This is a genomic window from Sphaerisporangium sp. NPDC049003 (genome assembly GCF_043197795.1).
GTDB lineage: Bacteria > Actinomycetota > Actinomycetes > Streptosporangiales > Streptosporangiaceae > Sphaerisporangium.
In genome coordinates this window covers 206,919-225,983 of the sequence record NZ_JBICTU010000002.1, presented here as the reverse complement: position 1 = coordinate 225,983, position 19,065 = coordinate 206,919, and the positions used below count along the sequence as shown (strand labels likewise).

The 19,065-nt window shown below is 70.0% G+C and carries 18 protein-coding genes; 14 read left to right on the top strand and 4 right to left on the bottom strand.

The window, feature by feature from the left end; translation table 11 throughout:
* The first annotated feature begins 4 nt into the window (after positions 1-4).
* Together ACGFIV_RS02940 and ACGFIV_RS02935 are read left to right on the top strand one after the other, a co-directional pair.
* Positions 5-1,690, top strand: coding sequence for a ribonuclease J (locus tag ACGFIV_RS02940; protein ID WP_358549836.1), 1,686 nt, complete (start codon positions 5-7; stop codon positions 1,688-1,690).
* Positions 1,691-1,767: 77 nt separating this feature from the next.
* The gene (locus ACGFIV_RS02935; RefSeq protein ID WP_358549834.1) at positions 1,768-2,298 is read left to right on the top strand and encodes a DUF402 domain-containing protein; all 531 of its coding nucleotides are present in this window, start codon (positions 1,768-1,770) and stop codon (positions 2,296-2,298) included.
* A gap of 58 nt (positions 2,299-2,356) precedes the next feature.
* Here ACGFIV_RS02935 and ACGFIV_RS02930 read toward each other — a convergent pair whose 3' ends face one another.
* Complete coding sequence (locus ACGFIV_RS02930; RefSeq protein WP_358549832.1) at positions 2,357-3,673, bottom strand: pectate lyase; 1,317 nt, start codon at positions 3,671-3,673, stop codon at positions 2,357-2,359.
* A 135-nt stretch (positions 3,674-3,808) separates the two neighbouring features.
* Complete coding sequence (locus ACGFIV_RS02925; protein WP_358549830.1) at positions 3,809-4,729, bottom strand: 5-dehydro-4-deoxyglucarate dehydratase; 921 nt, start codon at positions 4,727-4,729, stop codon at positions 3,809-3,811.
* 244 nt (positions 4,730-4,973) lie between these two features.
* Between ACGFIV_RS02925 and ACGFIV_RS02920 the strand changes: the two genes are divergently transcribed.
* The 9 genes from ACGFIV_RS02920 to ACGFIV_RS02880 all read left to right on the top strand — a co-directional run bounded on the left by ACGFIV_RS02920 (position 4,974) and on the right by ACGFIV_RS02880 (position 13,422).
* Positions 4,974-5,876 carry a sugar ABC transporter permease gene (locus ACGFIV_RS02920; protein WP_358549828.1) on the top strand — a complete coding sequence of 301 codons (903 nt, stop codon included), beginning with the start codon at positions 4,974-4,976 and terminating at the stop codon, positions 5,874-5,876.
* A gap of 11 nt (positions 5,877-5,887) precedes the next feature.
* Complete coding sequence (locus ACGFIV_RS02915) at positions 5,888-6,766, top strand: carbohydrate ABC transporter permease (RefSeq protein ID WP_358549826.1); 879 nt, start codon at positions 5,888-5,890, stop codon at positions 6,764-6,766.
* Positions 6,767-6,792: 26 nt separating this feature from the next.
* A complete protein-coding gene (locus tag ACGFIV_RS02910) occupies positions 6,793-8,103 on the top strand; it encodes a sugar ABC transporter substrate-binding protein (RefSeq protein WP_358549824.1) in 1,311 nt (436 codons plus the stop codon).
* Between the two features lie 108 nt (positions 8,104-8,211).
* Positions 8,212-9,363 (top strand): enolase C-terminal domain-like protein, encoded by a 1,152-nt coding sequence (locus ACGFIV_RS02905; protein WP_358549822.1) that lies wholly within the window; start codon positions 8,212-8,214, stop codon positions 9,361-9,363.
* On the top strand, positions 9,357-10,124 hold the full coding sequence (locus ACGFIV_RS02900) for an NAD(P)-dependent oxidoreductase (protein WP_358549820.1): 768 nt from the start codon (positions 9,357-9,359) through the stop codon (positions 10,122-10,124). The genes ACGFIV_RS02905 and ACGFIV_RS02900 overlap by 7 nt, the downstream gene beginning before the upstream one ends.
* A 40-nt stretch (positions 10,125-10,164) precedes the next feature.
* The gene (locus ACGFIV_RS02895; protein ID WP_392831390.1) at positions 10,165-10,947 is read left to right on the top strand and encodes an IclR family transcriptional regulator; all 783 of its coding nucleotides are present in this window, start codon (positions 10,165-10,167) and stop codon (positions 10,945-10,947) included.
* Positions 10,948-11,036: 89 nt separating this feature from the next.
* Positions 11,037-11,861: a 5-dehydro-4-deoxy-D-glucuronate isomerase gene (gene kduI, locus ACGFIV_RS02890; RefSeq protein ID WP_358549816.1), complete on the top strand. Its 825-nt coding sequence runs from the start codon at positions 11,037-11,039 to the stop codon at positions 11,859-11,861.
* Positions 11,861-12,607, top strand: coding sequence for an SDR family oxidoreductase (locus tag ACGFIV_RS02885; RefSeq protein WP_358549814.1), 747 nt, complete (start codon positions 11,861-11,863; stop codon positions 12,605-12,607). Before kduI ends, ACGFIV_RS02885 begins: the two co-directional genes overlap by 1 nt.
* Before the next feature lie 50 nt (positions 12,608-12,657).
* Complete coding sequence (locus ACGFIV_RS02880; RefSeq protein WP_358549812.1) at positions 12,658-13,422, top strand: IclR family transcriptional regulator; 765 nt, start codon at positions 12,658-12,660, stop codon at positions 13,420-13,422.
* A gap of 18 nt (positions 13,423-13,440) precedes the next feature.
* Here the strand turns inward: ACGFIV_RS02880 and ACGFIV_RS02875 are convergent, their stop codons facing one another.
* Positions 13,441-14,391 (bottom strand): sugar kinase, encoded by a 951-nt coding sequence (locus tag ACGFIV_RS02875; RefSeq protein ID WP_358549888.1) that lies wholly within the window; start codon positions 14,389-14,391, stop codon positions 13,441-13,443.
* Between the two features lie 83 nt (positions 14,392-14,474).
* On the opposite strand from ACGFIV_RS02875, the gene ACGFIV_RS02870 reads away from it, so the two are divergent.
* On the top strand, positions 14,475-14,660 hold the full coding sequence (locus tag ACGFIV_RS02870; protein WP_358549810.1) for a tautomerase family protein: 186 nt from the start codon (positions 14,475-14,477) through the stop codon (positions 14,658-14,660).
* Between the two features lie 77 nt (positions 14,661-14,737).
* Here ACGFIV_RS02870 and ACGFIV_RS02865 read toward each other — a convergent pair whose 3' ends face one another.
* Positions 14,738-15,511, bottom strand: coding sequence for a hypothetical protein (locus tag ACGFIV_RS02865; RefSeq protein ID WP_358549808.1), 774 nt, complete (start codon positions 15,509-15,511; stop codon positions 14,738-14,740).
* Between the two features lie 134 nt (positions 15,512-15,645).
* Here ACGFIV_RS02865 and ACGFIV_RS02860 point away from each other — a divergent pair, with 134 nt between their 5' ends.
* Together ACGFIV_RS02860 and ACGFIV_RS02855 are read left to right on the top strand one after the other, a co-directional pair.
* Positions 15,646-18,192 (top strand): DNA translocase FtsK 4TM domain-containing protein, encoded by a 2,547-nt coding sequence (locus ACGFIV_RS02860; protein ID WP_392831384.1) that lies wholly within the window; start codon positions 15,646-15,648, stop codon positions 18,190-18,192.
* A gap of 97 nt (positions 18,193-18,289) precedes the next feature.
* On the top strand, positions 18,290-19,033 hold the full coding sequence (locus ACGFIV_RS02855; RefSeq protein WP_358549804.1) for a helix-turn-helix domain-containing protein: 744 nt from the start codon (positions 18,290-18,292) through the stop codon (positions 19,031-19,033).
* Positions 19,034-19,065 lie beyond the last annotated feature (32 nt).

The window sequence follows — 19,065 nt, the reverse complement described above, 5'->3', positions numbered from 1 at the left end:
ACGCATGAGTCATCCGCATCCCGAGCTCGGACCTCCTCCGGTCCTGCCGGAGAACGGCCTGCGCATCGTCGCACTGGGCGGGCTCGGTGAGATCGGTCGCAACATGGCGGTCTTCGAGTTCGACGGCCGCCTGCTGGTCGTCGACTGCGGCGTGCTGTTCCCAGAGCCCGACCAGCCGGGCGTCGACCTGATCCTGCCCGACTTCGACTACATCAGGGACCGGCTCGACGACATCGAGGCGGTCGTGCTGACGCACGCCCACGAGGACCACATCGGCGCCGTGCCGTACCTTCTGCGCGAGCGGGCCGGCATTCCTCTGGTGGGGTCGCGGCTGACGCTGGGGCTGATCGAGAGCAAGCTCACCGAGCACCGCATCCAGCCGGTCAAGGTGGAGGTGGCCGAGGGGCAGCGGCAGCGGTTCGGGCCGTTCGAGTGCGAGTTCTTCGCGGTCAACCACTCCATTCCCGACGCCCTGGCCGTCGCCATCAGGACCGAAGCCGGCATCGTGCTGCACACCGGCGACTTCAAGATGGACCAGCTGCCGCTCGACGGCCGCCTCACCGACCTCGGCGGCTTCGCCAGGCTCGGCTCCGAGGGCGTCGACCTGCTGATGTCCGACTCGACCAACTCCGAGGTGCCCGGCTTCGTCCCGAGCGAGCGCACCATCAGCCCGGTGATCGACGAGGTCTTCCGCAGCGCGACCAAGCGGATCATCGTGGCGTGCTTCGCCTCGCACGTGCACCGCGTGCAGCAGATCTTCGACGCCGCCGAGGAGAACGGCCGCAAGGTCGCGCTCATCGGGCGCTCGATGGTCCGCAACATGGGCGTGGCCAGGGACCTCGGCTACCTCAGGGTGCCGCCGGGGATCCTCGTCGACTCCCGGGAGATCGAGGAGTGGCCGCCGGAGGACGTCGTGCTGATCTGCACGGGGTCGCAGGGCGAGCCCATGGCGGCGCTGTCCCGCATGGCCAACCGCGACCACCCGATCCGCGTCGCCGAGGGGGACACCGTCCTGCTGGCGTCCTCGCTGGTGCCCGGCAACGAGACGGCCGTCAACAAGGTCATCAACGGGCTCACCCGCTGGGGCGCCCGGGTGATCCACAAGGGCAACGCCCTGGTGCACGTCTCCGGTCACGCGGCCGCGGGCGAGCTGCTGTACGTCCTGAACCTCACCAAGCCGTCCAACTTCATGCCGGTGCACGGCGAGTGGCGCCACATGCGTGCCCACGCCAAGCTCGCGGCGATGACCGGCGTGCCTGACGACCACATCGTCATCGCCGAGGACGGCGTGGTGGTCGACCTGGTCGACGGCAGGGCGCGCATCGTGGGCGCGGTGCAGTGCGGCTACGTCTACGTGGACGGCTCCTCGGTGGGCGCGGTCACCGACGTCGCCCTGAAGGACCGGCGCATCCTCGGCGACGAGGGGTTCATCTCGGTCGTCGTCGTGGTCGACTCGACGACGGGCAAGGTGAGCGGCGGCCCGGAGATCTACGCGCGCGGTTCCGGCATCGAGATCGAGGCGTTCGACGCGGTCATCCCGCTGATCGAGAAGGCGCTTCAGGAGGCCGGGGCCGACGGGGTCGCCGACCTCCAGCAGATGCGCCGGCTGACGCGCCGCATCGTCGGGCGCTGGGTCAGTGACACCTACCGTCGCCGTCCCATGATTATTCCGGTGGTAGTGGAGGTCTGAGCGGGCGTAGGTTTCCGTGCGGGAGGACTTCAGCCACGCACGAGGAGCCGCATGCGCGCGAAACGAGCTGATCGCCGGTGAGCGTCCAAGCCCGCGGGGCGGACATCACCGGCACAGCGGTCGACATCGTCTACACAAAGTTCGACGGATCACTGCACTGGCACCACGGGGCACGGCTGCTGGGGGAGGACGAGCACGGCGTCTGGACCGGCTGCCCGGCCGGCACCAGCGGCAGCCGGGGCGGCGAGCCGCCGGTCGTCTGGCCGCAGCCCTTCGTCATGCTGTTCCCACGGGGGCTGTGGTGGACCGCCACCTTCAACGGCGTGCCGAGCAAGGCGTCGATCTACTGCGACATCACGACCGTCCCTGAGTGGCGCGACGGGCAGGTGACGATGGTCGACCTCGACCTCGACGTGATCCGGATGCGCGACGGGCGGGTCCTGCTCGACGACGAGGACGAGTTCGCCGAGCACCAGGTCCGCTACGCGTATACCGGAGAGGTCATCGCCCAGGCGGAGCGTTCGGCCGCGTGGCTGATGACCGCCGTCCACGATCGCCTGCCGCCCTTCTCGGGGGCCCACGAGCGCTGGCTGGCAGAGATCTCCTGACCCCGTGCACGTGGACCGTCACGCCGCCCACCGGCGTGACGGTCCACGGGGCGAAAGGTCAGAGCAGGCGTCCGGCGCCCGCCAGGAGCGGCACCTTGAGGGCCACCACGAGCGCCGGGTCGACCTTGGTGTGCAGGGTCGGGGTCCAGCCGGCGTCGCCGGACAGGTCGGGGTCGTGGGTGGCGTTGTGGGCCGCCAGGATGTCGACCTGGCGCGTCGTGGCGCCGCTGGTCACGAGCGTGCCCGTGGCGTGGATCGCGGTGCCGCCCCAGTTGTAGATGATCTGGTCCGCGCCGACGCCCGAGCCGAGGCGGAAGTAGTTGTTCTCGGCGTAGATCTTCGACTGCACGCCGACGCCGAAGCTGTAGACGTACCCCGCGCCGGCGGGGACGTTGTAGAAGTTGTCGTAGACGTGTACCCGGCCGAACCTCACGCGCGGCGCCCTCTGCAAGATGGTGTCGAACACGTTGTGGTGAACGGTCACGTTGAGCTTGCCTGAGTCGGTGGCCGGGTTGTTGGTGGAGCCGATCAGCATGGTCTTGTCGTGGCCGGCGAACCGGTTCCACGACACCGTGGCGAGGTCCGCCCCGTTGGTGATGTCGAGCTCGCCGTCGTGTACCTGGTAGGGCCGCCCGAAGTACAGCGGCTGCGCGGAGTCGGGGTTTCCGCCGTCGTCGAAGCTGTTGTGGTCGGCCCAGACGTGCGTGGAGCCGGTGACCGAGATGTTGTCGTAGAGGGAGTTCCAGTTGCCCTCGTCGCCGTCGGTCGGGTCCCACTGGGGGAAGCAGTCGTAGGCGTCCTGGAACGTGATGTTCCTGATGATGACGTTGTCGGCCTTGTCGACGTGCAGGTTGAGGCCCTTGATCACGGCATGGCCGACGCCGGCGATGGTGGTGTTGGAGCCCACCTTCGGCTTGACGTGCGCCGTCTGCCTGGCCGCCGAGGCGGCGCGCGCGTCCTCCAGTGGACCGGACGGCTCGGTGTCTCGGCCCCACACCGCCGGGTCGTAGGCCGCGAGGTACGCAGGGAGGGTGTAGCCGCCCACCGCGTAGTCGTCGCAGCCGAGCTTGGCGCCGGAGTCGTCGGTGTTCCCGTCGATGACGCCCTTCACATAGATGATCTTCGGTGTCCTGTCGCCTCCGGCCAGGGCCGCGACCAGCTCCTTGCGGTTTCGGACGGTGTAGACGTGGGCGTCGTCGGCCGCCGAGCCGCCGGTCGTGCCGGTGGTCGCGGCGGCCCATCCGTCATTGGCGGGCAGCGTGCGCCGCCCCAGCGGCGTCTCGGTGGAAGCCGAGGCCGGCACGGGCGCGGTCGCGAGCGCCACCGCGCACAGGCCGGACGCGAGCACGGCCGTCGTTCTCCAAGGTGTTCTCAAGGGATCGGTACCTCCTGGGTCAGGGAGGCCCGCCTCTGGCCGAGGGAGCCTCCAGGGGGTCGGGGCCCGTGCGGGCGCGCCGCGGCGGGGTCCCCGGTGGGGGCCTCCCCGAGACGCGGCGCCCAGGCGCGGGGGTCAGCGACCCTCGATCACCTCAAGGGCGCGCTCGACCAGCTCCGCGAGTCGCTTGACGTGTTCGGGGGCGGGCTCGGCGAGCGGGACGCGCGGGGGGCCCACGTCGAGCCCTCGCAACCGCACGCCGGCCTTGACGAGCGACACGGCGTACCCGGAGCCCTGGCGGCGCAGCTCGACCAGCGGCCGGTAGAACTCGTCGATCAGCAGGTCGACCGTGGCGTCGTCGCCGCCGACCAGCGCCCGGTGAAAGGCCAGCGCGACGGTCGGCACGAAGCAGAAGACGGCCGAGGAGTATCGGGTGATGCCGAGCCCCCGGTAGGCGAGCGCCGACATCTCGGCCGTGGGCAGGCCGTTGAAGTAGAGCAGCTCGCCCGAGGCCGAGCGGACCGCGCTGATGGTGCGCTGGAGCAGGTCGAGGTCGCCGTATCCGTCCTTGAAGCCCACGATGCGGGGATGGCGGGCCAGGGCGACGACGGTGTCCGGCTCGAAGATGGCGTTGTCCCGCTGGTAGAGGATGACGGGCAGCCCGGAGGCGTCGGCCAGGGCCTCGTAGTGGCGGCGCAGCCCCTCCTGGTCGGCCTGGATCAAGTAGGGCGGCAGGGCGAGCAGGCCGTCGGCCCCCGCCGCCTCCGCCGCCGCGGAGAACCGCGACGCCAGCGCCGTCCCGTACCCCGTGCCCGCCACGACGGGCACGCGCCCGGCGCTCTCCTCGACGGCGGCGGCGACGCAGGCCGCGTAGTCGTCCAGGCTCAGCGAGGGGAACTCGCCCGTGCCGCAGCAGGCGAACACCGCGCCGCAACCCGCCGCCACGCCTTCGCGCACGTGCAGGCGGAAGGCATCGAGGTTCAGCCGCTCCCGGTCGTCGCACGGTGTGACGGGGAAGAACAGCAGCCCGTCGAGCCGATCCACCAGCGCAGTCATGCGGTCCTCTCTCGCGTACACATTCAAGAACTGTATTCACGTATATGAACACATGGAACGTATGGCCGACACCCCCCGCCAGTCAAGGGAGCGGCGCGAACGCGGCTGCCACGCGTTCGAAATGCTTTGGTTACCTGGCGAAGGGTTGACAGTTCGCGTGTCGCGTTCCTACGTTGACGGCGCGTACACAAGTGTGAACGTCATTCAAGAATGTGTCACGTTGCCCGACGGAACGGAGTGCGAGGTGGCTTTGGCCAGCACACCCCAGGCGAGGGGACGCCCGCGGGCCCTGCGCTGGGCCCCGTACCTGCTGATCTCACCGACGGTGCTGCTGATCGCGGTGTTCCTCGTCTACCCCATCGGCAGCGTCCTGTACTACAGCTTGCGGCACTACAACCTGACCAAGCCATGGGCCAACGGGTTCGCCGGCCTGGACAACTTCAGGGAGATGCTGTTCCACGACCCGCTGTTCTGGTCCAGCCTGGGCTTCACCGCCAAGTGGGTGGTCGTCGAGATCGTTCTGCAGCTCCTGCTCGGACTCGCCCTGGCGCTCATGGTGAATGAAAGTTTCATCGGCCGGGGGCTCGCCCGCTCGATGGTGTTCTCGCCGTGGGCGGTCTCCGGGGTGCTCACCACGGGCATCTGGATCCTGCTCTACAACCCCACCACCGGCATCGTGCGCTACCTCGGCGCCCCCGAGGCCGCCGTGCTCGGCAACCCGGACACCGTCTTCGGCGCGGTGGTCATCACCGAGCTGTGGCGCGGCGTGCCGTTCTTCGCGATCCTGCTGCTCGCCGGGCTGCAGGGCATCCCAGGAGAGCTGTACGAGGCGGCGGCGGTCGACGGGGCCGGCCGTACGCGGCGCTTCTTCCACGTCACGCTCCCGCACCTGCGGGACGCCATCGTGCTGGCCACGCTGCTGCGCTCGGTCTGGGAGTTCAACAACGTCGACCTGATCTACACGCTGACCGGGGGCGGGCCGGCGCAGGTCACCACCACGCTCCCGCTGTACGTGGCCCAGCGCGCGATCGACTCCAAGGACTTCGGGTACGGCTCCGCGCTCACGACGGCCGGGTTCGTGATCCTGCTGTTCTGCTCGCTCCTCTACCTCCGGCTGAGCCGGTTCGGCGCGGACCACAAGGGATGAGGGACGGTTCCATGGCAACCGAGGTGATCGCGCGACGCCCCGCCCACGCGCGGACGGGCGCGGCCCCCGGCTCGCGCCGGAGGGACCCCGGCAGGGTGCTCCGCCTGTACGTCCCGCTGGTGCTCTACCTGGTCTTCACGCTGGTCCCGTTCTACTGGATGATCGTCTTCGCGCTGCGGCCCACGGGCTCGACCGCGCCGGTGCCGTGGCCGGTCACCTTCGAGCACTTCGACACCGTGTGGAATGACATCGGCTACGCCGTCTTCTTCAAGAACAGCGTGATCGTCGGCGTGCTGTCGCTGTTCTTCACCACGGTGGTCGCCCTGATGGGCGGCTACGCGCTGGCGCGGTTCCGCTTCCGCGGCCGTACGTTCTTCATGATCGCGCTGTTGTGTACGCAGTTCATCCCCGGCGCCATGATGCTGATCCCCCTGTTCACAATCTTCAGGGGGCTTGGGCTCATCAACTCCCTGTGGAGCCTGGTGGTCGCCGACACGGTGTTCAACCTGCCGCTGTCGATCATCTTGATGAGCGGGTTCGTCACCGCGGTCCCCTTCCAGGTGGAGGAGGCGGCGCTGGTCGACGGCTGCACGCGGATGCGGGCGTTCTTCGCGGTCGTGCTGCCGCAGCTCCGGCCGGGGCTCATCGCCGTGGGCTCGTTCGCCTTCATCCACACCTGGAACAACTTCCTGTTCGCGCTGATGTTCATCAGCAGGCAGGACAACTTCACGATCCCCGTCGGCCTCAGCTACACCATCGGCGAGTACAGCGCCGACTTCGGAGCCCTGGCGGCGGGTGGCGTGGTAGCGGCCGTACCGGTCGTCTGCGTGTTCGCAGTGATTCAGCGCTATCTCGTGTCCGGCATCAGCGCCGGTGCCGTCAAGGGATAGCACCCCCCGCCTGGAGGACACCACCCATGAGAACCATCACGAAGGTCCGCGCGGCCGCCGTCGCCGTCCTCGCCCTGTCCGTGACCGCGACGGCCTGCGGTTCGGACTCCGCCGGAGGCGGGGCACCGGACAAGACGACGATCACCTTCTGGGACAACAACGGAGGGGTGCGCACGCCCATCTACCAGGAGCTGATCAAGCGGTTCGAGAAGGCTAACCCCACGATCCACGTCGAGTACGTCGGCATCCCCATCGCCTCCGTCCAGCAGAAGTACGACACCGCGGTCGCGGGCGGCGAGACGCCCGACGTCGGCGGCGTCACCACCAGCTACCTCGCCAACCTGACGGGCCAGCAGGCGCTCGAACCGGCCGACGACTGGCTGGCCAAGAGCCCCGCGAACGGCAAGCTGCTCGGCAGCATGCTCACCTCGATCAAGCAGACCACCCCGGACGGCAAGCTCTACCTGGTGCCGGCCACCTCCAACCTCGACGTCGTCTGGTACCAGAAGGAGAAGCTGGCCGCGGCGGGGGTCGAGGCGCCGAAGACCTGGGACGCGTTCTTCACCGCCGTGGACAAGCTGACCAAGGCCCCCGACCAGTACGGATGGACCATCCGCGGCGGCGCGGGCTCGATCTTCCAGCTTCTGGCCGAGGCCTACGCGTACTCGGGCGTCACCGAGTTCTTCGACGCCTCCGGCAAGAGCACCGTGAACGACCCGAAGAACGTCGAACTGGTCGCCAAGATCGCCGCGCTGTACAAGAAGGACACCCCGGAGGCCGACGTCACCAACGACTTCCCGAAGATGGTGGCCCAGTTCACCAGCGGCAAGGTCGCGATGATGCACCACAACCTCGGGTCGTACAACGACCACGTGAAGGCGTTCGGCGCGGACAAGATCGACGCCTTCCCGATGCCCGTGGGGGTGTCGGGCAAGCGCACCATCGTGGCCAACCCCGTCGACGGGTTCGCGGTGTTCAAGAACAGCGAGCACAAGGAGGCGGCCTGGAAGTTCGTGGACTTCCTGGTCTCCAAGGAGAGCAACAGCTACTGGAACCAGCAGACCGGACAGATCCCGGCGAACACCGACGCCCAGGGCGACTCCTGGCTGAACGAGCGGCCGTACCTCAGGAACGCGGTCGAGGTGCTCGGCGACCCGGGCACGGTGGTCGTCTCGCCGCCCTACTACCTGCCGCAGTTCTCCTCGATCACCAAGGCCGACACCGAGCCGCTGTTCCAGAAGGTGCTCCTCGGCCAGATGAAGCCGCAGGAGTTTCTGGACACGATGGCCCAGAAGCTCACCGAGGCGCAGGCGGAGTGGAAGCAGTCGCACTCCTAGCCGGTCACGGGCCGGGGCGGGCGCGCGCCACCTGACCGCGGGCGCCAGCCCCCGCCCCCTGGCGACGTACGGAAAGGCAGCACCGGCAGCACTGAGGAGAGGAACGTCATGGCCGTCATCGAGCGGGTCACCGTCACGGTGTTCACCACCGTCGCCAAGTCGGTGGTGGACGGGCACGGGCACCGGCATCCAGGCCCGCCACGGGAGGTCAGCGAGGCCCTGCTGGAGATCACCGACAGCGACGGTGCCAAGGGGTACTGCCTGGGCCAGGCCGAAACGCTCAGGGACAGCATGATCCGGGCCCACGTGCGCCCGGTGCTGGCCGGCCAGGACAGCCTGGACCGCGAGCGCCTGTGGCACGCGGTCGCGCGGCGGCAGCGAGGGGCGCACGGCAACCTCACCGACCGCCTGCTCAGCACCGTGGACCAGGCGCTGTGGGACCTGGCGGGCCGCAAACTGGGCCTTCCCGTCTGGAAGCTGCTCGGCGGCGCGCGGTCCACGATCCCCGCCTACGCCAGCACCATGTGCGGCGACGACATCCCGGGCGGCCTCGCGTCGTTCTCCGACTACGCGGACTTCGCCAAGGACCTGGTCGCGCGGGGCTACCGGGGCATCAAGCTCCACACCTGGATGCCCCCGATGCGGCACGGCGTCGACCTGGACATCAAGGCCTGCGCGGTCGTGCGCGAGGCGGTCGGCCCCGACGTCGCGCTGATGCTCGACAGCAACCACTGGTACAGCCGTACGGAGGCGCTCAGGCTCGGCCGTGCCCTCGACGAGCTGGACTTCGCGTGGTACGAGGAGCCGATGGAGGAGGCGTCGGTGCAGTCGTACAGATGGCTCGCGGACCAGCTCGCGACCCCGATCCTGGGCCCGGAGACCTCCTGGGGCAAGCACATGGCGCGGGGCGAGTGGGTGGCGGCGGGCGCGTGCGACATCCTGCGCGTCGGCGTGGTCGGCTCGGGCGGGATCATCCCGGCGCTGAAGGCCGTGCACACGGCCGAGTCGTTCGGCATGGGCTGCGAGATCCACGGCAACGGCTCGGGGGCGCTGGCCGTCATCGGGGCCTCCCTGTGCGGGCAGTGGTACGAGCGCGGCCTGCTCCACCCGCATTCGGACTACGACGACCCCCCGCCGCACCTTCGCTCGATCGTCGACCCGCTGGACGAATCCGGGAACGTCTCGCTGCCCGTACGGCCGGGCTTGGGCGACGATCTTGACCTGGACCACATCGCCGCCCATACGGTGGCGACATGGTGAAAAACGTTCTCTTGACCGGTGCCGCGGGCCGCATCGGCGCGTGCCTGACCGGCGGACTTCCCGAGCACGGCCACACGCTGAGGCTCCTGGACAGAATTCCCATCAATAATCCCCAGCATGAAGTGATTTGTGGGGATATATCGGACTCGGCGGTGCTGGAGGAGGCCATGAAGGGGATCACGGCCGTCGTCCACCTGGCCGGCATCCCCTCGACCTCCGCGACCTTCGAGGAACTGCTCACGGCCAACATCGAGGGCACCTACCGCGTCTTCGAGGCCGCCCGGCGGGCCGGGGTCGAGCGCGTCGTGTACGCCAGCAGCAACCACTCCGTGGGCTTCACGCCGCGCCAGGAGCTCGCACCGGCCGACACCCCCGTGGCCCCGGACTCGCACTACGGCGTCTCCAAGGCCTACGGGGAGGCGCTCGGCCGCTACTACTCCGACAGATACGGCATGCGGGTGGCGTCCCTGCGCATCGGCACGTTCGACCGGCGCCCGCCCAACGCCCGCGCGCTGTCCACCTGGATCAGCCCGGGTGACATGGTGCGGCTGGTCCACGCGTGCCTGACGGCGCCGGACCTGACGTACGCCGAGGTCTGGGGCGTCTCGGCCAACACGCGCGCCTGGTGGGACCCCGCCCCGGGGGCCGCGCTCGGCTACGAGCCGAGGGACGACGCCGAGGCGTTCGCGGCGGAGTTCCCCGAGCTCGACCATGCCGATCCGGAGTACGCCTGGGTTGGCGGTCGCGTCATTGAGTCATGACCGGCGACAATAGAGGTACCGTGCCGCAGGGAGGACGTACATGACGGAGCAGGGAACCGCGGTGCCGCACGTCAAGTCGGCCGTGCGGACCGTGGAGCTGCTCGACTTCTTCGCCCAGTACCCCGGCCTGCACAGCCTGTCTGACCTGCAGGGCAAGCTCGGCTACCCCAAGAGCAGCCTCCACGCGCTGCTCCGCACGCTGGTGGGCCTCGGGTGGATCGAGACCGACGTCACCGGCACGCTCTACCGCATCGGCATGCGCGCCCTGCTGGTCGGCGCGACCTACATCGACGGTGACCCGGTGGTCCAGATCGCGCGCGACGCGCTCGACTGGCTCGCCGAGGTCACCGGCGAGACCGTCCACCTCGCCCGGCTCGACCACTTCGACGTCGTCTACCTCGCCACCCGGGCCTCCCGCCACTATCTGCGGCCCTTCACCAGGGTCGGCCGCCGCCTCCCGGCCAGCACCACCTCGCTCGGCAAGGCGATACTCGCCACGCGCGACGACGTCGCGGTGTCGCGCCTGCTCCCCGCCGAGCTGCCGCGGCTCACCAAGAACACCATCGTCGACCAGGGCCAGCTCATCGCCGACCTGCGCCGCATCCGCAAGCGGGGTTACTCCATCGACCGCGAGGAGAACACCGAGGGCCTGCGCTGTTTCGGCGTCGCGCTCGACATCGCCTACCCGCCCCGCGACGCGGTCAGCGTCTCGGTGCCCGTCCCCCGGCTGACGGCCGGCCGCGACAAGGAGATCGCGGCCTGCCTGCTGGAGGCGCGCGACCGCATCGAGGTCGCGGCCCGCGGCGTCCGCCGCACGTACTGAAGACCCGTCACGCCGCGGCTTGACCTCTCCGTGCCCCAAGTTGTTCTATATAGCAATACTGCATTCTATGTAACGGAATAGGAGGCGCGGTGGAGGTACGGCACGCGACCGCACCGGACCAGTTGCCGGGCATGACGACCGAGCGGCTCAGGAGCCGCTTCCTCGCGGAGGACCTCTTCGTGCCCGGCGAGGTGCGCCTGGTGTACTCCCACGAGGACCGCATCGTGATCGGCGGCGCGGTCGCCGGGGACACGCCGCTGGAGCTTCCGTGCCCGGACCCGCTGCGGGCCGAGTACTTCCTCGAACGCCGCGAGCTCGGCGTGGTCAACGTGGGCGGACCCGGCCCCCGCCCCGGCACCGTCACCGTCGACGGCGCGGCCTACGAGCTGGGCCCCAAGGAGTGCCTGTACGTCGGCAGGGGCGCGCGTGCGGTGGCGTTCACCGGCGGCGCGTTCTACCTGGTGTCCACTCCCGCGCACACCGCCCATCCGACGGTCAAGGCGGGCCTCGAAGACGCGGAGCCCGTGCGGCTCGGCTCGCAGGAGGGGTCGAACGACCGCACGATCAACAAGTACATCCACGCCAAGGGCATCCAGAGCTGCCAGCTCGTGCTCGGCGTCACCGTGCTGGAGCCGGGCAGCATGTGGAACACCATGCCGTGCCACACCCACGAGCGGCGCACCGAGATCTACCTCTACTTCGACCTCCCCGACGACCAGCGGGTGGTCCACCTCATGGGCGAGCCGGACGAGACCCGCAACCTGATCGTGGCGAACCGCCAGGCCGTGATCTCGCCCTCCTGGTCGGTGCACTGCGGCTTCGGCACCCGCAACTACGCCTTCGTCTGGGCGATGGGCGGCGAGAACCAGGCCTACGATGACGTGGAGCAGGTCGCGATCGGCGCGATGCGGTGATGTTCTCGCTCGAAGGCAGGACGGCGCTGGTCACCGGCACCCGCACCGGCATCGGCCGCGCGATCGCGGCGGGACTCGCCAGGGCGGGGGCCGACGTCGTCCTGCACGGCCACCGCGACGACCTCGACGAGGTGGAGGCCGAGGTCCGCAAGACGGGCCGTGAGGCATGGCGATGGATCCTCGACCTGTCGGACCTCGCCGGGCTGCCCCGGGCGGCCGAGGAGCTCCTCGCGCGGCACCGCGTGGACATCCTGGTCAACAACGCCGGCATCATCCGCAGGGCCCCCGCGGCCGAGCACGCCTACACCGACTGGCGGGCCGTGCTCGACGTCGACCTCGACGCGGCCTTCCTGCTCACCCAGGCCTTCGGCCGCCCCATGCTGGGCCGGGGCTCCGGCAAGATCATCATGATCGCGTCAATGCTGTCGTTCCAGGGCGGGATCAACGTGCCCGGGTACACCGCGGCCAAGCACGCCGTCGCGGGCCTGACCCGGGCGCTGGCCTGCGAGTGGGCCGCGGGCGGCGTGCAGGTCAACGCGATCGCCCCGGGGTACGTCGCCACCGGCAACACCGGCGCGCTGCGCGAGGACCCGAGCCGCGAGCCCGCGATCAGGGCCAGGATCCCGGCGGGGCGCTGGGGCACGCCCGAGGACCTCGTGGGAGCCTCGGTCTTCCTGGCCTCGCGCGCCTCCGACTACGTCAACGGCCACGTGCTGGCCGTCGACGGCGGCTGGCTCGCCCGGTGAGGAGGCCGGCGTGGACCGTACTACGGGATGCCTGTTAGTAGGCTCGGGGCGTGGTCAGGGAAGGCAGCTCCATCGACAAGGCGCTGGCGGTGTTCGAGGCGATCGCCGAGCACCACCGCGTGACCGACATCGCCGCGGCGACCGGCGTCTCCAAGTCGACCGTCCACCGCATCCTGCAGTCGCTCGTCGAGTGGGGGTTCGCCCGTCCCGACGGCGCCGGGGGGTACGAGCCCGGGCCGCGCATCCTCACCCTGGCGGGCAAGGTCATGAGCCGCTTCGATCCCTCGCGGCAGGCGTCCGCCGCCCTGCGCGCCCTGCACGAGCGCACCGGCTACACCACCCACTTCGGCATCCGCAGCGGTGACGAGGCGGTCTACGTCGACAAGCTGGAGGGCCGCAGGCCCTACCAGATGCCCTCCCGCGTGGGCATGAGCCTGCGCCTGCACAGCACCGCCATCGGCAAGGCGATCCTCGCCGAGCTGACCGACGACGAGGTCCGCGCCGTCGCCGGGCGCGCCGGCCTGCCCCGGCTGACGCCCGCGACCCTGACGGGCGTCGATGACCTGCTGGCCCACCTCGGCAAGGTGCGGGCACGCGGCTACGCCATGGACGACGAGGAGAACGAGCCCGGCATCCGCTGCGTCGGCGCGGCCGTCTTCGACCACACGGGCCGGGTGCTCGGCGGCATCTCGATCTCCTCGCTCGCCATGGACATGGAGCGCGAGGTGCTGGAGGATCTCGCGCCCGTGGTCACCGCCGCCGCCCGCGAGGTCTCTCTCGCCCTCGGCGCTCCCGCCGCGGCCGTCACCCGCTGACCCGCGACCCGCGGCGGCTCACGCCGAGGGCGCGTCCGAGGTTCCCGAAAGCTCTCCGAGCAGCCGCCGGATGTCCTCGGGCGTGGCGACCCGGCCCGTGCCTCCCTGTCCCTCCAGGCTGACGGCAGCGGCGGCCGTGCCCGCCCGTACGGCCTCGCGCAGGGGGGCTCCGGCCGAGAGCCTGGCCGCGACCGTCCCGGCGAAGGCGTCGCCCGCCCCGGTCTGGTCCACGATCACCCCCGCGGGGACGGCGGGGATCTCCACGGGCGGCCCCGCGTTCCGCTCGCCGAGCAGGACCCCGTCGGCTCCCCGGGTGACGGCCACGGCCCGCGCGCCGAGCCCCAGGCACGCCCGTACGGCCTCGGCGGGGTCCCCGGTACCGAGCAGAGGCAGGCTGTCGCCGGGGCACGAGGGGGTCACCAGGGCGGCGTACGGGGCGATCGCCGCGAGCGCGCCGGCCGCCGCCTCGGCGCTGGTGAGCCGGGAGCGGTAGTTCGGGTCGTAGACGACCTTGCCCCCCGCCTCGTGCACGATCTCGGCGGCGTGGAGCACCGCGTGGGCGCAGGAGGCCGACAGGGCGGCGGTGACACCGCTGACGAGCAGGACGGAGGTCTGCGCCAGCGGCGTCGCCGAGACGTCCGAGGGGCCCATCCTCGTGGCAGCGCTGCACGCCCGCATGTAGCCGAAGGCGCGCTCCCCGCTCGGGTCGGCGCCCACGGCGTAGGCGCCGGTGGAGCCGGGGCCGCGGCGCATCCAGCGGGTGTCGACGCCGTGGGCGGCGGCGAACCGGATCAGCCGCTCGCCGAACTCGTCCTCGCCCACCAGCGTCACCAGGGCGACGTGCGCGCCGGTCGCCGCCGCCGCGACGGCGGCGTTCAGCGCGTCACCGGAGAAGGAGAGGTGAAAGGTGTCCGCCTCGGTCAGGGGAGCGGACGCCGAGAACTCGACCAGCGGCTCACCGATCACCATCACGTCCACGACGAACTCCTTCTTGGTTCATGTAGCGGAATTTGATTTCATGTGATGCAACAGACGTCGAATCGGAGGACATCATGCCGAACATCACCGTGGAAATGCTGTCGGGGCGGACCATGGACCAGCGCCGCGACTTCGTGGCCGCCGTGACGGAAGCCGCCGTCGACATTCTCAAGGCGCGCAGGGAGTCCGTCCGCATCGTCTTCTGGGAGATCGAGAAGTCCGACGTGGCCAACGGCGGCACCATGGAGTCCGATAAGTAACAATAAAAGCTGATAAATGGCCTGGGAGGGGCGGTCATCTCTCCCAGGCCACCTGTGCGAGCCGTGCGGGCGCCCAACTACGCGGTCACCCTGGCGCGGTCCGTCGCCGGGTCGGTGCCGAGCGAGTCCACCAGCTCGTCGCGGTCGGGGCGGTTCTCCGGCCTCAGCAAGCCGATGAGGACGTACAGCACCAGGGACGTCACCAGCGGCGCCGCGACCACCAGGGTCTGGTTCCCCGAGGCGATCACCCATTTGATCACGGCCCAGACGCCGAGGCCGGCCGCCCAGGAGACGATGGCCGCCGTCGGGCCGCTGCGCTTGAACCACGGGAGCAGGCCGAGCATCAGCGGGATCGAGATCGGCCCCATGGTGGCGGCCACGACGTCCACGACGATCTTCAGCACCACCCCCTGGCCCTGGGTGGCGATCGCGATCGTCATGCTGACCGCCACGAACAGGAACGTCGTGACCCGGGCCAGCCTGAGCGCGCCCTCGGCGGTCAGCGTCCTGACCCGCCGCACGAAGACGGGCAGGATGTCACGGGTGATCACCGCGAGCCGGTTCCACCGGGCGGCGAACAGGAAGGCCCCGATGCCGACGCCGATGCCGATCGTCATCGCCCACCAGACGTAGACGGTCAGCCCGTAGTCGTAGGCGACGGCCGCGAACGCCACGAACATGACCGCGCTGTAGCCCGACATGTGGTGCGAGATCCCCGAGAGCCACCAGGGGATCCTGCCCCCGGCCGTGAAGTAGTCGATGACGGTCCTGATGCGGTTCTTCGACCACACCCCGATGACGACCATGACCACGAAGTAGGCGCCCAGCACGGTCCAGTCGAGTGCGGACATCGCTCCTCCTTCCAACGTCCCGTTGGATGGAGATTCCATTACATGAAACGCGATGTCAATACATAGAACACAATCCCGTGAAGCCCCGGCGCGCCCCCGAGCGTCAAGCCCGCCTCATGCGTACCCTCGGTACCATGGCCACCCGTACGTCGAAAAGCACCCCAAAGGGGTCGGCGAAGCGGTCCACGTCGTCGCGTACGTCCCCCGCCAAGCGGCCGACCGGCACGCGGGCCGCAGGCGCACGGGCAGGCGGCCGACCGCCCGCCCGCCGTCCGGCATCCGCGCCCCCCGACCCGATCAGCTGGGTCTTCCTGGTGATCGGCAGGTTGTTCATCGGCGTGTGGCTGCTCTTCGCGAACGGCATCGGCACCGCCGCGCGCGCCTTCGGGCAGCAGGCGCGCGATCTCGACCCGGCCCACCGCCGCGACGGTCTCGGCCTGGCGGTGCTGGGCGGGGCGATCGTCCTCGCCGCGATGACCTGGCGCACCACCCACGGGACGGTCGCGACGGTGGTCGACGCCGTCATGCGCGGCGCCCTCGGGTCCCTGGCCTGGTCCGTGCCCATCCTGCTCGCGCTGGTCGCGTGGCGCCTGCTGAGGCATCCCGACCAGAACGCCGACACCGGCCGCATGATGATCGGCTGGACCGCGCTGCTGGCCGGCCTGCTCGGCATCATCCACGTCGCGCACGCCACGCCGTACCCCTCGGGCCCGGCCAAGACCGACGGCATGGACAAGGTGTCCGCGGCCGGGGGCATGATCGGGTTCATCGTCTCGGCGCCGCCGGCCAGCATCCTCCCGGCGTTCATCACGATCCCGTTGCTCCTGCTGCTCTCGGGGTTCGGGATTCTGGTGATCACCGCGACCCCCGTCCACCGGGTGCCCGAGCGCCTGGCGGAGATCCAGCACATGCTCTTCCAGAAGAGCGGGGGAGATGCTCCGGCCAAGACCGGCGAGCGCGTCAGGCGCCCCCGCAAGCCCCGAGGCCCGTCCTCCGGCGGGGGCAAGGGCGGCGAGCCCGAGCTCGGCGAGCACATCAAGCCCTACGACACCCCGCTCATCGCGGACTCCGACGGCAAGGTCTCCGACCACTCCCCGGAGATCGTGCCGGGCCTGGTGGACGAGGACGAGCCGCCGGAGCCGCCGCGCGTCCCCGAGCCCCCCCACCCCTCGCCGGCGCCGCGCAAGGTCGAGCAGCTCGTGCTCTCGCCGCAGGCCGGCCCGTACGCCCTGCCCGACCTGCAGGCGCTGCGCCCGGGCAGCGCGCCGAAGCCGCAGACCAAGGCGAACACCATCGTGGTCAACGCGCTCACCAGCGTCCTGGAGCAGTTCGCCATCGACGCCCAGGTGATCGGGTTCACCCGGGGCCCGACGGTCACGCGCTACGAGATCGAGCTGGGGCCCGCGGTCAAGGTCGAGAAGGTCACCGCCCTCACCAAGAACATCGCCTATGCCGTTAAATCGGCTGATGTCCGGATCTTGTCCCCGATCCCCGGCAAGTCGGCGATCGGGGTCGAGATCCCCAACACCGACAAGGACCTGGTCAGCCTGGGCGACGTGCTCCGCTCCCAGGTGGCCCAGGCCGACCACCACCCGATGATCGTGGGGCTCGGCAAGGACGTGGAGGGCCGCACCATAGTGGCCAATCTGGCCAAGATGCCCCATCTGCTCATCGCGGGCGCCACCGGCGCGGGCAAGTCGGTGTGCGTCAACGGGCTCATCACCTCGATCCTCATGCGGGCCACGCCCGACGAGGTGCGCATGGTCCTGGTCGACCCCAAGCGGGTGGAGCTGAACACCTACGAGGGCATCCCCCACCTGATCACGCCCATCATCACCAACCCGAAGAAGGCCGCCGAGGCCCTCGAATGGGTCGTCGGCGAGATGGACCGCCGCTACGACGACCTGGCCGCCAGCGGCTTCCGGCACGTGGACGAGTTCAACAAGGCGGTGCGGGCGGGCAAGCTCGTGCCCCCTCCCGGGAGCGAGCGGGTCTACCAGCCGTACCCCTACCTGCTCGTCATCATCGACGAGCTGGCCGACCTCATGATGGTCGCCCCCCGCGACGTCGAGGACTCCATCGTCCGCATCACCCAGCTCGCGCGCGCCGCGGGCATCCACCTGGTCATCGCCACCCAGCGTCCGTCGGTCGACGTCGTGACCGGCCTGATCAAGGCGAACGTGCCGTCGCGGCTGGCGTTCGCGACCTCCTCGCTCGCCGACTCCCGGGTCATCCTCGACCAGCCGGGCGCCGAGAAGCTCGTCGGGCAGGGCGACGCGCTCTTCCTGCCGATGGGCGCCAGCAAGCCCATGCGGCTGCAGAACGCCTTCCTGTCGGAGAAGGAGATCAACGACGTCGTCGGCCACTGCAAGGCGCAGATGCAGGTGGAGTACCGCGACGACGTCGCCGCCGTGGCGACAGCCAAGCGCGAGATCGACGAGGACATCGGCGACGACCTCGACCTGCTCGTCCAGGCCGCCGAGCTGATCGTCTCCACGCAGTTCGGCTCCACGTCGATGCTCCAGCGCAAGCTGCGCGTGGGATTCGCCAAGGCCGGCCGCCTGATGGACCTGCTGGAGAGCAGGAACGTCGTCGGCCCGAGCGAAGGCTCCAAGGCCCGCGAGGTCATGGTGAAACCCGATGAACTGCCCGGCCTGCTCGCCGACTTGCGGGGAGAGTGACCCCTCCGCGACCGTCCCCCTCGGTAACTGGTTGAATGTGAATGACTACGCATCGTCGGAATACGGGCGCAGCGCAGGTGCACGGCGAGGGGGACGTATGAGCATTGGAGTGACGCTGGCCGCGGCACGCAACGCGGCAGGCATGACGGTCGCTCAGCTGAGCGGCCGCACGCGGATCAGGGAAACGGTCATCTACGCCATGGAGCGGGACGATTTCTCGCTCTGCGGGGGCGACTTCTACGCGAGAGGTCACGTCCGCAACATCGCCAAGACGCTCGGGCTCGATCCCGACGCCATCGTGCACCAGTTCGACGAGGAACACGGTGGTGTGCCTCGGCCCGTGCGCGCGGCGGCGGTCTTCCAGGCCGAGAGCACGATCAAGCTTCGCGACCGCCGCAGCCCCAACTGGTCCACCGCGATGGCGATAGCCCTGGCCATCGTCGCGGTCTTCGGGGTGACCCGGGTGATGAGCGGCTCCGGCGAGACCCTCGCCACGGGCGCCGACCTCAAGCCGACGCCCACCCCGAAGGGGTCGGGCGCGACCAGGCAGCCCGTCAACCCCAAGGCGGCCAAACCGGTGAGCGACCTGGTGACGCTCCAGGTCAAGGCCAACAAACCCTCGTGGGTCGAGGTCAGCGACGGCAAGGGCAAGCAGATGTTCCGCGGCACGATGCCCGCGGGGCAGACGTCGATCTGGAAGACGCACAAGCAGATGCGCGTCACCATCGGCAACGCCGGAGGAGTCGATCTTGAGGTGAACGGCAAGCACGTCGGCGTGCCCGGCAAGGTCGGGCAGCTCGTCCGAAGGTCCTTCGGCCCCGAGGAGCCCGGCTCCCGATGATGCCCGGTCGCGACCGGTCCTGACCCCGGTCG

Coding starts and splice junctions, on each gene's coding strand:
- ACGFIV_RS02940 (WP_358549836.1), top strand. CDS start 5: ATGAGTCATCCGCATCCCGAGCTCGGACCTCCTCCGGTCCTGCCGGAG.
- ACGFIV_RS02925 (WP_358549830.1), bottom strand. CDS start 4,729: ATGACTGCGCTGGTGGATCGGCTCGACGGGCTGCTGTTCTTCCCCGTC.
- ACGFIV_RS02915 (WP_358549826.1), top strand. CDS start 5,888: ATGGCAACCGAGGTGATCGCGCGACGCCCCGCCCACGCGCGGACGGGC.
- ACGFIV_RS02910 (WP_358549824.1), top strand. CDS start 6,793: ATGAGAACCATCACGAAGGTCCGCGCGGCCGCCGTCGCCGTCCTCGCC.
- ACGFIV_RS02905 (WP_358549822.1), top strand. CDS start 8,212: ATGGCCGTCATCGAGCGGGTCACCGTCACGGTGTTCACCACCGTCGCC.
- ACGFIV_RS02900 (WP_358549820.1), top strand. CDS start 9,357: ATGGTGAAAAACGTTCTCTTGACCGGTGCCGCGGGCCGCATCGGCGCG.
- ACGFIV_RS02895 (WP_392831390.1), top strand. CDS start 10,165: ATGACGGAGCAGGGAACCGCGGTGCCGCACGTCAAGTCGGCCGTGCGG.
- ACGFIV_RS02885 (WP_358549814.1), top strand. CDS start 11,861: ATGTTCTCGCTCGAAGGCAGGACGGCGCTGGTCACCGGCACCCGCACC.
- ACGFIV_RS02875 (WP_358549888.1), bottom strand. CDS start 14,391: ATGGTGATCGGTGAGCCGCTGGTCGAGTTCTCGGCGTCCGCTCCCCTG.
- ACGFIV_RS02870 (WP_358549810.1), top strand. CDS start 14,475: ATGCCGAACATCACCGTGGAAATGCTGTCGGGGCGGACCATGGACCAG.
- ACGFIV_RS02865 (WP_358549808.1), bottom strand. CDS start 15,511: ATGTCCGCACTCGACTGGACCGTGCTGGGCGCCTACTTCGTGGTCATG.
- ACGFIV_RS02860 (WP_392831384.1), top strand. CDS start 15,646: ATGGCCACCCGTACGTCGAAAAGCACCCCAAAGGGGTCGGCGAAGCGG.
- ACGFIV_RS02855 (WP_358549804.1), top strand. CDS start 18,290: ATGAGCATTGGAGTGACGCTGGCCGCGGCACGCAACGCGGCAGGCATG.